11 protein-coding genes are annotated in these 12,772 nt (G+C 50.9%); 5 read left to right on the top strand and 6 right to left on the bottom strand.

Annotated elements, in window-relative coordinates; genetic code table 11:
• Window positions 1–35: 35 nt before the first annotated feature.
• Window positions 36–2,036 (top strand): transketolase, encoded by a 2,001-nt coding sequence (gene tkt, locus HZU75_RS11055; protein WP_180306117.1) that lies wholly within the window; start codon window positions 36–38, stop codon window positions 2,034–2,036.
• 71 nt (window positions 2,037–2,107) lie between these two features.
• Here tkt and HZU75_RS11060 read toward each other — a convergent pair whose 3' ends face one another.
• Window positions 2,108–3,325 carry a cation:proton antiporter domain-containing protein gene (locus tag HZU75_RS11060; protein WP_180306118.1) on the bottom strand — a complete coding sequence of 406 codons (1,218 nt, stop codon included), beginning with the start codon at window positions 3,323–3,325 and terminating at the stop codon, window positions 2,108–2,110.
• A gap of 308 nt (window positions 3,326–3,633) precedes the next feature.
• Between HZU75_RS11060 and argS the strand changes: the two genes are divergently transcribed.
• Window positions 3,634–5,352, top strand: coding sequence for an arginine--tRNA ligase (gene argS / locus HZU75_RS11065; RefSeq protein WP_180308801.1), 1,719 nt, complete (start codon window positions 3,634–3,636; stop codon window positions 5,350–5,352).
• Window positions 5,353–5,400: 48 nt separating this feature from the next.
• Here argS and HZU75_RS11070 read toward each other — a convergent pair whose 3' ends face one another.
• The 3 genes from HZU75_RS11070 to HZU75_RS11080 all read right to left on the bottom strand — a co-directional run bounded on the left by HZU75_RS11070 (window position 5,401) and on the right by HZU75_RS11080 (window position 8,655).
• The gene (locus HZU75_RS11070; protein WP_180306119.1) at window positions 5,401–6,669 is read right to left on the bottom strand and encodes a hypothetical protein; all 1,269 of its coding nucleotides are present in this window, start codon (window positions 6,667–6,669) and stop codon (window positions 5,401–5,403) included.
• 694 nt (window positions 6,670–7,363) lie between these two features.
• Window positions 7,364–8,116, bottom strand: a complete 753-nt coding sequence (locus HZU75_RS11075) for a PEP-CTERM sorting domain-containing protein (protein WP_228028031.1) — start codon at window positions 8,114–8,116, stop codon at window positions 7,364–7,366.
• A 92-nt stretch (window positions 8,117–8,208) separates the two neighbouring features.
• Complete coding sequence (locus HZU75_RS11080; protein ID WP_180306120.1) at window positions 8,209–8,655, bottom strand: hypothetical protein; 447 nt, start codon at window positions 8,653–8,655, stop codon at window positions 8,209–8,211.
• 209 nt (window positions 8,656–8,864) lie between these two features.
• On the opposite strand from HZU75_RS11080, the gene HZU75_RS11085 reads away from it, so the two are divergent.
• Window positions 8,865–9,122, top strand: a complete 258-nt coding sequence (locus tag HZU75_RS11085) for a TIGR03643 family protein (protein ID WP_180306121.1) — start codon at window positions 8,865–8,867, stop codon at window positions 9,120–9,122.
• A gap of 60 nt (window positions 9,123–9,182) precedes the next feature.
• On the opposite strand, the gene HZU75_RS11090 is transcribed toward HZU75_RS11085, so the two are convergent.
• Window positions 9,183–9,938 (bottom strand): NIDO-like domain-containing protein, encoded by a 756-nt coding sequence (locus HZU75_RS11090; RefSeq protein ID WP_180306122.1) that lies wholly within the window; start codon window positions 9,936–9,938, stop codon window positions 9,183–9,185.
• A gap of 128 nt (window positions 9,939–10,066) precedes the next feature.
• Here HZU75_RS11090 and HZU75_RS11095 point away from each other — a divergent pair, with 128 nt between their 5' ends.
• Window positions 10,067–11,002: an ATP-binding protein gene (locus HZU75_RS11095; RefSeq protein WP_228028032.1), complete on the top strand. Its 936-nt coding sequence runs from the start codon at window positions 10,067–10,069 to the stop codon at window positions 11,000–11,002.
• 69 nt (window positions 11,003–11,071) lie between these two features.
• Window positions 11,072–11,722, top strand: a complete 651-nt coding sequence (gene nth, locus HZU75_RS11100) for an endonuclease III (RefSeq protein WP_180306123.1) — start codon at window positions 11,072–11,074, stop codon at window positions 11,720–11,722.
• Between the two features lie 48 nt (window positions 11,723–11,770).
• Here the strand turns inward: nth and HZU75_RS11105 are convergent, their stop codons facing one another.
• A complete protein-coding gene (locus HZU75_RS11105) occupies window positions 11,771–12,688 on the bottom strand; it encodes a flagellar brake protein (protein ID WP_180306124.1) in 918 nt (305 codons plus the stop codon).
• Window positions 12,689–12,772: the final 84 nt, after the last annotated feature.

Genomic DNA, 12,772 nt, shown 5'->3' on the forward strand with positions numbered 1-12,772 from the left:
AAGGAATTCGTTTTCACACAATAAGGAATACAGTGATGGCAGCAACGCGTACTGACTTAGCAAATGCAATCCGCGCACTGGCGATGGACGCTGTGCAAAAAGCCAATTCAGGTCACCCAGGCGCACCGATGGGGATGGCTGAAATTGGTCTGGCGTTGTGGGGCAACAATATGCGCTTTAACCCACAAAACCCAGCTTGGGCTAACCGCGATCGCTTTGTGCAATCTAACGGCCACGGCTCTATGCTGCAATACGCGCTGCTACATCTCACTGGTTATGATGTATCAATGGATGACATCAAAAACTTCCGTCAATTCCATTCAAAAACTCCAGGTCACCCAGAAGTTCACTACACTCCAGGTGTAGAAACGACGACTGGCCCATTGGGTCAAGGTATCACCAATGCCGTGGGCTTTGCCTTGGCAGAAAAACTGCTGGCCGCTCAGTTCAATAAGCCAGGTTTGGACATCGTTGACCACCACACTTATGTGTTCTTGGGCGACGGTTGTTTGATGGAAGGTATTTCACACGAAGCGTGTTCGTTGGCTGGCACTTGGGGCCTGAACAAACTGATCGCCTTCTGGGACGACAACGGTATTTCTATCGATGGCCACGTTGAAGGCTGGTTCACTGATGACACGCCAAAACGTTTCGAATCATACGGCTGGCACGTAATTGCTGGTGTTGATGGCCATGACGTGGATGCATTGAATGCTGCCATTGCTGCTGCTAAAGCGCAAACTAGCAAACCTACGCTGATCTGCTGCAAAACGATCATCGGTAAAGGCTCACCAAACAAAGCCGCTAGCCACGATTGCCACGGCGCGCCATTGGGCGAAGCAGAAATTGCTGCTACTCGTGAAGCCATCGGCTGGCCACACGCACCATTTGAAATTCCTGCGGACGTTTACGCTGGTTGGGATAAAAAAGCTGCTGGTGCTGCTGCAGAAGCTGAGTGGAACAGCCTGTTTGCTAAATACGCTGCGCAATACCCAGCGGAAGCGGCTGAATTTACCCGCCGTATGAAAGGCGAATTGCCTGCAAACTGGCAAGATCTGGTGAAAACTGCCGTTGCTGAAGTGAATGCCAAAGCAGAAACCATCGCTACGCGTAAAGCCAGCCAAAACGCGATTCAAGCCTTCGCACCAAACTTGCCAGAAATGCTCGGCGGTTCGGCTGACTTGACTGGCTCTAACTTGACCAACTGGAAAGGCTCTAGCAGCCTGAAAGTAGAAAACGGCCAAATCAGCGGTAACCACATCAGCTACGGTGTACGCGAATTCGGTATGAGCCACATCATGAATGGTCTGGTACTGCACGGCGGCTTCCGTCCATTCGGCGGCACGTTCCTGATGTTCTGCGAATACGCGCTAAATGCATTGCGTATGGCTGCGTTGATGAAAACGAACAATATCTTCGTTTACACGCACGATTCGATTGGTCTGGGTGAAGATGGCCCAACGCACCAGCCAGTTGAGCAATTGCAAACCCTGCGTTGCATCCCGAACATGAATGTATGGCGTCCAGCGGATACCGTTGAGTCAGTGGTCGCTTGGGCTGATGCAATTGAACAGCGCACGACGCCTTCTTCATTGATCTTCAGCCGTCAAAACCTGACGTTCCAGACTCGCACTGAAGAGCAAATCGCTAACATCAAACGTGGTGCTTATGTACTGCGCGATGCAGCTCAGCCACAAGTGGTGTTGATTGCTACTGGTTCTGAAGTAGATGTAGCAGTGAAAGCAGCTGAAGCCTTGGCTGCTGACGGCGTAGCGGCTCGCGTCGTGTCTATGCCAAGCACCAACGTGTTCGACAAGCAAGATGCAGCGTACAAAGCTTCAGTATTGCCAGCAGGCGTACCACGCTTGGCAGTGGAAGCGGCAACAACTGACTTCTGGCGCAAATATGTTGGCCTCGAAGGTGATGTAGTTGGTATCGACACCTTCGGTGAATCAGCTCCTGCGCCATTGCTGTTCAAACACTTCGGCTTCACGGCTGAAAACGTAGCAGCGCGTGCGAAAGCTTTGGTGAAATAAGCCTAGCTGCCCCAATAAAAAAAGCGCCTTCGGGCGCTTTTTTTATTGGGGGGTATATCTATCAAAATCTTTTATGCATTGTTCTCGCTGGCGATACCCCGTTTTTTCATTGCACGATCCAGAATCGAAAATAGCGGTGGATTAAATAAAATCGAGATTAACGCACCGGCAATAATCAACGCATTGGCATCGCGATTTAGTAGCCCCAGCGACATGCCTACTGTGGCCAAAATAAATGAGAACTCGCCAATTTGTGCGAGGCTCGCCGAGATCGTGCCCGCCACGCGGTGGCTGTAACCATAAGCACGCACAATCGCCCACGCCGCCAGCGATTTACCCACCACAATTACCAGCACCGTACCGAGCAAGGCCAATGGCTGTTCAATGATGATTTTTGGGTCAAATAACATGCCGACCGAGACAAAAAACAGTACCGCAAACGCATCGCGCAATGGCAACGATTCCTCGGCTGCGCGGTGGCTAAATTCCGATTCGGCCAGTACCATGCCCGCAAAAAAAGCACCCAGCGCAAACGACACGCCAAACAGATGCGAAGCGCCATAGGCCACACCCAGCGCAATCGCCAGCACGCCAAGGCGGAATAACTCACGGCTGCCCGTCCAGACGGTTTTTTCCAGCACCCACGGGATAACACGGCGACCAATAATCAGCATAAAGGCCACAAAGGCGGCGACTTTGGCCAAAGTCACGCCGAGCAATTTCCACAAGCTGTGATCGCCCGTGTCATACGGATTATGGCCGCCCAGCAAGCCGGCCAGCGCGGGCAACAATACCAGAATCAGCACCATGGCCAAGTCTTCAACAATCAGCCAGCCAATTGCAATGCGGCCTTCGTCGGTTTGTTCCAGCTCGTATTTTTGCAGTGCTTTAAGCAGCACCACGGTGCTGGCTACCGACAGCGACAAACCAAACACCAGCCCATTGCCCCACGGCCAGCCCATTAGCCATGCCAAGCCCATCCCGAGCAGCGTCGCAATCGTAATCTGAATCACTGCGCCCGGAATTGCGATGCGTTTTACGCTCATCAGGTCTTTCAGTGAAAAATGTAGCCCTACGCCAAACATCAGCAAAATTACACCTACCTCGGCCAGCTCGGTGGCTAGCGCTTGATTGGCCATCGGCCCCGGGGTAAATGGCCCAACCACAATCCCAGCGAACAGATAGCCAATTAGCGGCGGCATCCGGCAGCGTTGCGCGAGCATGCCGAATAAATAAGCCAGTCCCAGGCCCAGCACTAAGGTGGTTAGCAGCGGGGTGTCATGATGCATCGTGGCTCCTTTTAAATGGTTGTAATTGTGTTGGCAGTCGTTGGTGTCAAACAATGCAAGGTATGCCTTAATACGACTCAAACCAATTGTATTCGTTCAGCCCTGATTTGGCGTGATAAAAAGGCAAGGGCTTGATAATGGCATATTTACTTTACAGCCCTAGCAAATCGCGACGCGGCTTTTTCAGGCGGGTTTTTGAGCTTAGCGCGCAAGCGGGTACAATAGCGTCTTTGGCTCGATGCGACGTTTTTCCGCATCCAAGCACCGACTCAGCTTTAGGCGCTCTTATGACCCAAACCACTGCATCTTTGACCATTTCTCAACTCTTGGCGCAACGCGTTGAAGCCGCGCTCGCTGCCGCTGGTGCCGTGGGTGCACCTGCTGTGATTCAGGCATCCAGCAAACCTGAATTTGGCGATTTTCAAGCCAATGGCGTAATGGGCGCTGCTAAAGCCGCCAAAACCAATCCCCGCGAGCTGGCGGCCAAAGTCGTTGCTGCACTCGATCTGGCTGGCATCGCCGACAAAGTTGAAATCGCTGGCCCCGGTTTTATCAATATTCATCTCGCGCCAGCTTTCCTAGCGCAGCGCCTTGAAGCCGCGCGCAATGACGAAGCCTTGGGCATCAACAAGCCAGCGCCGCAAAAGGTAATGGTTGAATATTCATCGCCCAATTTAGCCAAAGAAATGCACGTGGGCCATTTGCGCTCAACCATCATTGGCGACGCGATTGCCCGTGTGTTGTCATTCGCAGGCCACGACGTACAGCGTTGCAACCACGTTGGCGATTGGGGCACGCAGTTTGGTATGTTGGTGGCGTATCTGGTTGAAACGCGTCAATCGGGCGACGCTGATTTGGAATTGGCCGATCTGGAAAACTTCTACCGCAAATCCAAAGTGCGTTTTGACGAAGACGCCGCGTTTGCCGATACCGCGCGTAATTATGTGGTGAAGTTGCAAGGTGGTGACCCTGAAGTGCTCGCGCTGTGGAAGCAGTTTGTTGAAGTCTCAATGCATCATTGCCAAGCGGTGTACGACAAACTCGGCGTCGGCCTTGACCTTGCTGCCGTGCGTGGCGAGTCAGCCTACAACGACGACTTGCCCGTTGTGGTATCGGACTTGAAGGCTGCAGGTTTGCTCGAAGAGAGCCAAGGTGCGCAAGTGGTGTTCCTGCCGGAATTCAAAAATCCGGAAGGCGAGCCACAAGCGATGATTATCCAGAAAAAAGACGGCGGCTATTTGTACGCGACGACCGACTTGGCCGCGATCCGCTATCGCCACCGCACACTGGATTTGAAACGCGTCGTGTACGTGGTGGATGCGCGGCAAAGCCTGCACTTCCAGCAATTGTTTACGCTGAGCCGCAAAGCTGGTTTCGCGCCTGCCGATATGGCGCTCGAACATGTGGCGTTTGGCACGATGATGGGCGAAGACGGCAAGCCGTTCAAAACCCGCTCGGGCGACACGGTGAAACTGGTTGAATTGCTCGACGAAGCGGTAGAGCGGGCGTATGCGCTGGTGAGTAGCAAAAACCCTGATCTAGCAGAAGATACCCGCCGCAGTATCGCGCAAGCGGTCGGCATTGGCGCGGTGAAATACGCCGATCTATCGAAAAACCGCACCAGCGATTACATCTTCAACTGGGACACAATGCTCGCCTTCGAAGGCAACACTGCGCCGTACCTGCAATACAGCTACACGCGCGTGGCGTCGGTATTCCGTAAAGTCGGCGACTACAACGCCGCCGCCGAAATCGTCATCACCGAGCCAGCCGAAAAACAACTCGCGCTGCAACTGGCGCAGTTCGACGAAATCATCGCGTCGGTTTCGGACACCTGCCAGCCGCATCAACTGTGCGGCTACTTGTTTAATTTGGCGCAGCAATTCTCACGTTTCTATGAAGCGTGCCCGATCCTGTCGTCTGAGGGCGCAGTGCGTGATAGTCGTTTGGCGATTGCGGCATTGACGGCGCGGACGATGAAGGCGGGCTTGAGTTTGTTGGGGATTGCGGTGTTGGAAGAGATGTAATTGGATTGATTAACAAAAAAGCGACCGGAAGGTCGCTTTTTTATGTGGCTATGTAATTTCATTTGGAAGGCTAGCAAGAATTTTTTTAAACCAATCTAGTTCTTGTATGTTAGTTAGGGTTGCATCAGATGCTAGAGTTTCTCGGCTAGGTAAATTGCCATCAGCAAGTGCTTCTTCGAGTAGACTCTTTGTTTCATTTATTTTTCCTTGCATTGTTCTTAAGCAAGCTAAATTATATTTGTAGTTTTCACTTGCATTGCATGGCTCACTAAGTTTTTCTTCTGCTTGTACTAAGTATTTTTCTCTATCTTCGCCCGAAGCTGCTGCAGCCATTTCTAAAAGAAGTGCCCCGTAGTTTTCATTGAAAAAATGATGTTGTGGCTCTAGTTCTATGGCTTTGATAAATTTTTCTTCTGCTTGATAGAAATAATTCCATTTTTCTTCGTTGTATGATTCTTTTGCCAGTTGAATTAGTGTATTAGCCAAATTGTTTAAGGTCATTGGCTCTTTAGGGTTTATTTTAAAGCTGTGGTCATATGCTTCGAGTACTGAAAGGAGGGGGGCATTGGAAAGATTCAATGAATAGCCCAAATTAAACCAAAATTGATAGTTATCCGCATTTAATTTGGTTAGCACTCTCCAAATTTCTGCTGCTTCTGCCCATTTAGCCTTTCTCTCTAATTCCATCGCATGGCTGATTAGAACAGCTTGTGGGGATGTGTTACCCAGTGCTTCATTGAAGTTTTGCGCTTGTTGCTTTTCATCGGGGCTAGCTTCAGATGATACGACCATTGCTTTTACTTCATCATGGACATCCGAAATTCGGTCACTCATTTGTCGCGCATATAAAACGGCTTGGTGCAACTCTTGAATTTTGCTACGTGATTGCTTAAGCGAATCACGCAGTTCGCGCTCAAGTCCTGCGCGCGCTTTATCAAGCTCGGCAATCGCTTTATTACTTGCCGAGGTGATTTCTGCCTTTTGCTCTTTCCATTCACTTTCGATTTTCTCTTTAGTGCGCCAAACAAAAAATGCTGCCCCAGCCAAAATCAAGGTCAGACCCGTTAGCCACCAATCAATTGATTTTCTTGGTCCTTCCAGCACATCTTTGTCGTATTCTTTTTTTGCGGTAATGCTTTGCTGCAAAAGATCAATTTTTGCACTATTTTCTTGCTGTTTACTGGAAAGCTCATTCTTTAGCTTTTCTAATTCAAGTTGCTGTTCTGCGCTAAAAGTTGCCAGTTGTTTGGTTCCCGCGAGCGTTGCACCGCTAATGCAAATGAGTATAGTGATTAAGAAAGCTGAAAGTTGGGGCATGGCTTGAAAGTCAGAATGAGTTCAGTGTGTGAGTTTAACTGATTGGTATTGAATGTGCTTGAGTTGGAGTATTTGCGCCGTTGGCGCGATGTTTTCAATGCGCGTTCCGCCGCGCAGACGGGCAGGGGTATTTGCTTCTGCAAATACCCCTCCACCCCAAAGCAGCCCCCGGCATCTGCGTCGGCTGCGCCGATGCCCTCGACTGCGGACAATCGGCAGGGCGGCGGGCTTTAACAAAACAGAGCCCGCCGAATTCCCTTGCCGCTTGTTCCTCGCTCGGCGCAGCCGCAGGGGAGACCATGTGCCCAACGATTGTTGTATATACATGCCTACGTGTTGCTCTATATATCAATCTAGATTTGATTCTGGTTGATATACCCCATTTCTAGTTAGCATAAATTGCCCGTGGAGCCGCGCCGCTTTAAAAAGTCATGGCGAGGTTTTAAGCCGCAACCTGTTTGAGCTGCGCGACGCTAGCGCACAGCGAGTTTTGCGGCGCCTCGCTGTGGCTTTTTCAAACGGGGTTTCGCGTCGATCGGGCGCGTTAGGGTTATCAGGGGCAAGGCAAGATTGTCCCTGATTCGTCCGGTGGGTGAAACCGCCGGTTTACCGACTGCGCAGCAGGCTTGATATCGTTGTACAAACGGTCAAAAGCGACTATTTCGATCGCTTTTTGATCTGTTGACTGCCGGATTTATGCTTTGAATTTTCTGCGGTGTGCCGCCACTAAGCCGAGCAGACCCATTCCCATCAGAGCATAGGTTTCTGGTTCTGGTACGGGAGCGACTTGCAGATCAATACCAAGGGCATTGGTTGTTGTATATGCATAGGAAGGGACTGATGGATCAGTACCTACTACTGCTGCAAGATTTTCAACGAAGAAATTAATGTTAAATGGCGTATCAAGTGCTTGGTTGGTAAAACCACTGAATGTCGTTCTGGTATCAGAAACTTTAGGTGTGAAAGGCCCAACAATATTGCTCGGATTTTGTGGCTGGTTATTGCGAAATAAGCTGATTACATGATCGCTAGTACCTAAAACCTCGCCTGTTGCTGCAGAAAAGGACGTACTCATCCATGCCCAGTTGCGGGTAAATGCGTACCGATTTCCGATGCCTTCAGCATCTTTTTTAGTGGCCATGAATGCGGTGGCTGCGCTTAATTGATAGCCTGTTTTTGCTTGTACTTTGATATCGCCATCCAGTGTTTCGAGGCTGGAGGCGGAAGAGCCATTGCCAATCTGCCTATCGCTCATAATTGGCTGCTGATTTTTCCCGTTGAATTTTAAATTGTTGCCTTCAATTACAATATCCAGATTTTTAATCCAGGCTGCCGCCAGATTGATCTGGTAAACGACGTTTTGACCTTCAAAAGTGGTTAATGCTGCTTGCACTTGGCTTGATGCCAATATGATAAATCCTACAGCCAATGGTTTGATGCCAAACATTTGACGCTCCGCACTTAGTTGGGGAGGGCTCCCTACCTTTATATTTTCTATAAAATTTCATTTATTGTAAATGTTCGGTGTGTCAGTTGAGTTCAGCGTGGTTGCCCGTTGATAGTTTCGGCTTCCAGCTCGCCAAAGGGTGATGGCATGTTGTCTGCGAGATGGCGTGGTTTGTGTAGAGAGTGGAATCCATTAAGCCAATGACGAGCGGTGAGGATTGCTCCAGCGATAGTCAACAGAGGCAGCATTAGAGGATCGCCGCGCAACAAACTGTTCAAGGTGGCGATCAATAGCAGGCATAAGGTAATGGTATCGATACGCCAGCTTCGCCGTGTGGTGCGCAGGCTGAGTTTAATTGGGGTGATTTGCAATGATTGCCAATCGTTTAGCAGATGGCGGCCAGCAATCGTTAGTAATATCAGGCATAAGCTAGCCGAATAAAAATCGCCCAGCCAGCTGTAGTAGCCTAAAGCCCCCAAGCTAAGTGCCGTGAATGTGGCGTCGAGTAGTAAAATTCGAGTATTGGCACGGCTTGGCATTGCGATGTTTCCATTCCAATCGAGGGATGCTACTTAGGGTAAAGCTGTATGTGCGTTTTGCCTAGTCAATTGGATAGGTTGTATTGCGCGCGTGGTTTTCGCGGGGATTTTGTTGCAAATGGTGCGCAGAAATGGGTGAGCTGTAGATGCTTGACGTTTGCCACTCTGCATGGACAAAATTGCCGCATCTTTGATGTGGAGGTGCCTTGATGGCGCATGCTTTCAGCCCTAGTGATCTGTCACGAATTATTGAGATGGCGTGGGAAGATCGCACGCCGTTTGAGGCGATTGAGCGTTTGTATGGCCTCAACCAGCCGCAGCTTATCCGGCTGATGCGCGCCGAGCTTAAGGGCGGCAGTTTTCGGCTATGGCGGGCGCGCACCAATGGGCGAGCGACCAAACATCTGGCGCTGCGCTCACCCGAGATTAGCCGCGCTTATGCCCCAGGGCAGTACAAACCTCGTTAAGCAGAGGCGCGTAAATTAAAAAGGCGACCCAAAGGTCGCCTTTTCTGTATATGGATTTGCTTATTGGCCGCGACGACGACGGGCAGCCAGTAAACCGATCAGACCCATTCCCATCAAGGCATAAGTTTCAGGCTCTGGTACTGGGGCGACATTAGAAACCGTGTAGCTATTGCCAGTTGGCACATAGTAGAACGTTTTGCCTGCTAGCGCCGCTTGGACTTTGGCACCAGAGTCTAAGTAAGCATTATTACCTTGGTTCCAAGCAATTGTAGTGGTGGAGTCTTTGGCGATCCCTGCGGTAGCATCTTGAACTAGTTTAGTATCGATGTTGCCGTAGCTAACAGCAATCGTGCCATCGGCATACCCAAAGCGGTTGCCTTTGCCAAAGACGGCAACTTGGAAGCTGGCTGCGTTATCTGTGCCGCGATTATGCTGACCAATATTGTCCCATGTGGCTGAAAACTCGGCCGTACGTGTGTTGTTGTAGCGTAGTGTTCCTGGGTGGTAGACGTGTAAGTCGTCAAACAAGGCAGAAATTGCTTTGCCATTGTTTGGTGACGCGCTGCTGCCGTTTGAATAGGTTGTTGAGTTGTTTCCAAAGGTGAGGTAGCCATTGCTGCCCATATAGGTTTGGCTAAATTGGCTGCCAAAGAAGCTGAAATTGAAATTAAGATTGAGCGCGGAAGTTGAGAAGTCATCCCCAAGTGCGGTCAAAACTACGTCACTATTGTGGTTTGGGATTAACAAGGCCGCTTGGGCTGCTGAAGTTAAGTTCAATGCAACAAATGCAAGTGCAAGTAATTTTGGCTTATTCATGACAATTCTCTGGTGGCAATAGATCGACTTTTTAACCGATATTTCATTTTTATTCAAAATAATATGTAACATAAGTCACAAATAAGTCATTTTCGGGAAAGGTTTCGTTGTAGAGTTCACTGATTGCCTTGCCACGACAAGGGGACGAAGCTGCTAAACTTAGCTATTATTTTTCCGAGGCATTCAGCGTGGCCAATGAGTTGGAATTGCAATTGCAGCGCCTAGTCGCGCTGGGCGAGGCGGCATTGCTGCAATGGCAGCAGGGGCAGGCGAGTAGTGCCGAGACGGATTGGCAAGCGTCGGCCTGGCGCTGGCGTTCGCGTATGGGTGGCGGCTATTTGCAGCCGGTGCGCCAGCCGCATCAAGTGGCGCTGGATGATTTAAAGAATGTTGAGGCGCAAAAGCAGTGCCTGCTCACCAATACCCGCCAGTTTGTGGCCGGCTTGCCGGCCAATAATGTGCTGCTCACCGGCGCGCGCGGCACCGGTAAATCATCCTTGGTGAAGGCGGTGTGGCAGGCCTGCCGCGCCGATGGGCTGAAATTGATTGAGGTGGAGAAAACCCATTTATATGATCTGCCCGAGATTGTGGAGCTGGTATCTGGGCGGCCCGAGCAGTTTCTGATTTTTTGCGATGATTTGTCGTTTGAAGAGGGTGATCACGGCTATCAGGGGCTGAAAACGGTGCTGGATGGCTCGATTGCCGGCCCGTCGGCCAATGTGCTGATTTATGCCACGTCCAACCGGCGGCACTTGGTACCCGAGTATTTCAGCGAAAACGCCGCGACCCGCTATGAAGGCGGCGAAATTCATTTTGCCGAGGCAGTGGAAGAAAAAATCGCCTTGTCCGAGCGCTTTGGCATCTGGCTGTCGTTTAGTAGTTTTAGTCAGGATGAATACCTGCGCGCAGTAGCGCACTGGCTGGCGGTACTGGGCCCTGCGCCGTGGGATGCTGAGGTGCAGCGCGAAGCCTTGCTCTGGGCGCATACCCGTGGCGCGCGCAGCGGGCGAATTGCTTGGCAGTTTGTGCGTGATTACTTGGGGCGGCGCGGGTTGGCACAGTAGGCTTAGCGGCTTGCAGCACATTTTGCTTGATGCGATAGTGGCGTTCTGATTGCCGCCGCTGTGATTACTATGAATAAACAAACCCGCTACACCTTTTATGCCCGTTTGGCCGAGCTAGACCCAAATCCGACCACCGAGCTGAACTACACCACGCCGTTTGAATTACTGACTGCGGTGTTGTTGTCGGCGCAGGCCACCGATGTGGGCGTGAATAAGGCAACTAAGATTTTATTCCCAGTGGCCAATACCCCCCAGGGGATATTGGCGCTAGGGAAGGAAGGGCTTGAGTCCTATATCAATACCATTGGTTTGTATCGCAGCAAAGCCAAGCATTTGCTAGAAACCTGTCGGATACTGATCGAGCGACACGGCGGCGAAGTGCCGCGTGATCGCGAAAGCCTTGAGGCGCTGCCTGGCGTGGGGCGAAAAACGGCGAATGTGGTACTCAATACTGCGTTTGGCGTGCCGACGATTGCGGTGGATACGCATATCTTCCGTCTTGGTAATCGTACAGGGCTTGCACCGGGGAAGGATGTGCGGGCGGTGGAAGATAAACTGCTTAAGGTTACGCCGAAGGAATTTATGCTCAACGCCCACCATTGGTTGATTTTGCATGGGCGTTATATCTGCAAAGCGCGCAAGCCCGAATGCTGGCGTTGTGTGGTTAACGATGTGTGCGATTACCGCAGTAAACAGCTCACCCCACCGCCGGGACGTTAGGGTATCAAGTACTGGCCTATGCTAGTAAAGGCCTTGCGGTGTATACGTCTACTGTTCGAGTAATGAGTGGAAAATAAAATGCTCAAGCACTAGTCGTTCGGCCACGCCAAGAGGCTCAAATTCAATGCCATATTGCATCGTTACCGCTGGTGGATCGATATGGCAATTACGTACGGTGGCGGCGATGGTCATCGTATGTTCTTCACCGGCCGCTGGCAGTCGCAGTGCGATCTGAATCTGCTGCTGCGATTCCAGTTTAAGGTTGCCGCCCTCCAGCATGGCGCCGCTGGCCGATAGGTTGGTGATCTTGGCGGGTGTCTGTTTTAGCCCGTCACCGCTAATACTGACGATCAAATTGACATTGACGCGAAAACTATTGCGCAGCTGGTGAATATCTAGCCGCTCCGGCCAGCTTAAATGCAAATACGGAAACGGCGTAAAGCAGACCTTTTCGACCGTGCCCTGAAACGTAATCACGTCTTTACCGGCGATGGTTTTGAGTTGCAGCGTTTCGCCTTCACGAAACGGCAAAATCGCTCCTTGTTGATTGAGCGTGCTAATTAGTACGCCAGTTTTTTCCAACCAACCGATCAGTTTGATCGATGATTTGGGCTTGAGCGGGTCGCCCAGCGATTGCACGTGCAAAGTGGAATTGGGCGGTAGTTTGATTTGAGCAAAATGCTTAGGTGGTTTGGCGACTTTTTTTGGGGTAGGCGCCGCGGGTGTGTCGCTAGGTATGATGCGGGTAGCTTTCGGTCGCGTCGGGCTGGCCGCTGCCGTGGCCTGCCACAGCGGATTACGAAATAAGCCTTGCTCGCTAATGGTGGCGAGCTGCTTTTCATTTTGGATGATTTGCCCTTCGCGCAGCAGCAAGATGCCTTGCCCATCATAAATCGGGTGGGCCAGTGGCACGCCAATTTGTAACTCTTGCTTGCGCACGGGTAGTAAAGAAGAATCGGTCATCATCCAACAACTAAGGCAAGTCGATAATTTAGGTTGTAATCTAATTCTTACTACCCGCCAAGTGTCAGCCGACCTGCGTTGCAGTTT

It is taken from the genome of Chitinibacter fontanus, from assembly GCF_013423785.1.
Classification (GTDB): Bacteria; Pseudomonadota; Gammaproteobacteria; order Burkholderiales; family Chitinibacteraceae; genus Chitinibacter; species Chitinibacter fontanus.

Excerpts from the sequence above, each read along its gene's own strand:
- tkt (WP_180306117.1), top strand. The coding sequence starts at position 36 with ATGGCAGCAACGCGTACTGACTTAGCAAATGCAATCCGCGCACTGGCG.
- HZU75_RS11060 (WP_180306118.1), bottom strand. The coding sequence starts at position 3,325 with ATGCATCATGACACCCCGCTGCTAACCACCTTAGTGCTGGGCCTGGGA.
- HZU75_RS11070 (WP_180306119.1), bottom strand. The coding sequence starts at position 6,669 with ATGCCCCAACTTTCAGCTTTCTTAATCACTATACTCATTTGCATTAGC.
- HZU75_RS11075 (WP_228028031.1), bottom strand. The coding sequence starts at position 8,116 with ATGTTTGGCATCAAACCATTGGCTGTAGGATTTATCATATTGGCATCA.
- HZU75_RS11080 (WP_180306120.1), bottom strand. The coding sequence starts at position 8,655 with ATGCCAAGCCGTGCCAATACTCGAATTTTACTACTCGACGCCACATTC.
- HZU75_RS11085 (WP_180306121.1), top strand. The coding sequence starts at position 8,865 with ATGGCGCATGCTTTCAGCCCTAGTGATCTGTCACGAATTATTGAGATG.
- HZU75_RS11090 (WP_180306122.1), bottom strand. The coding sequence starts at position 9,938 with ATGAATAAGCCAAAATTACTTGCACTTGCATTTGTTGCATTGAACTTA.
- nth (WP_180306123.1), top strand. The coding sequence starts at position 11,072 with ATGAATAAACAAACCCGCTACACCTTTTATGCCCGTTTGGCCGAGCTA.
- HZU75_RS11105 (WP_180306124.1), bottom strand. The coding sequence starts at position 12,688 with ATGATGACCGATTCTTCTTTACTACCCGTGCGCAAGCAAGAGTTACAA.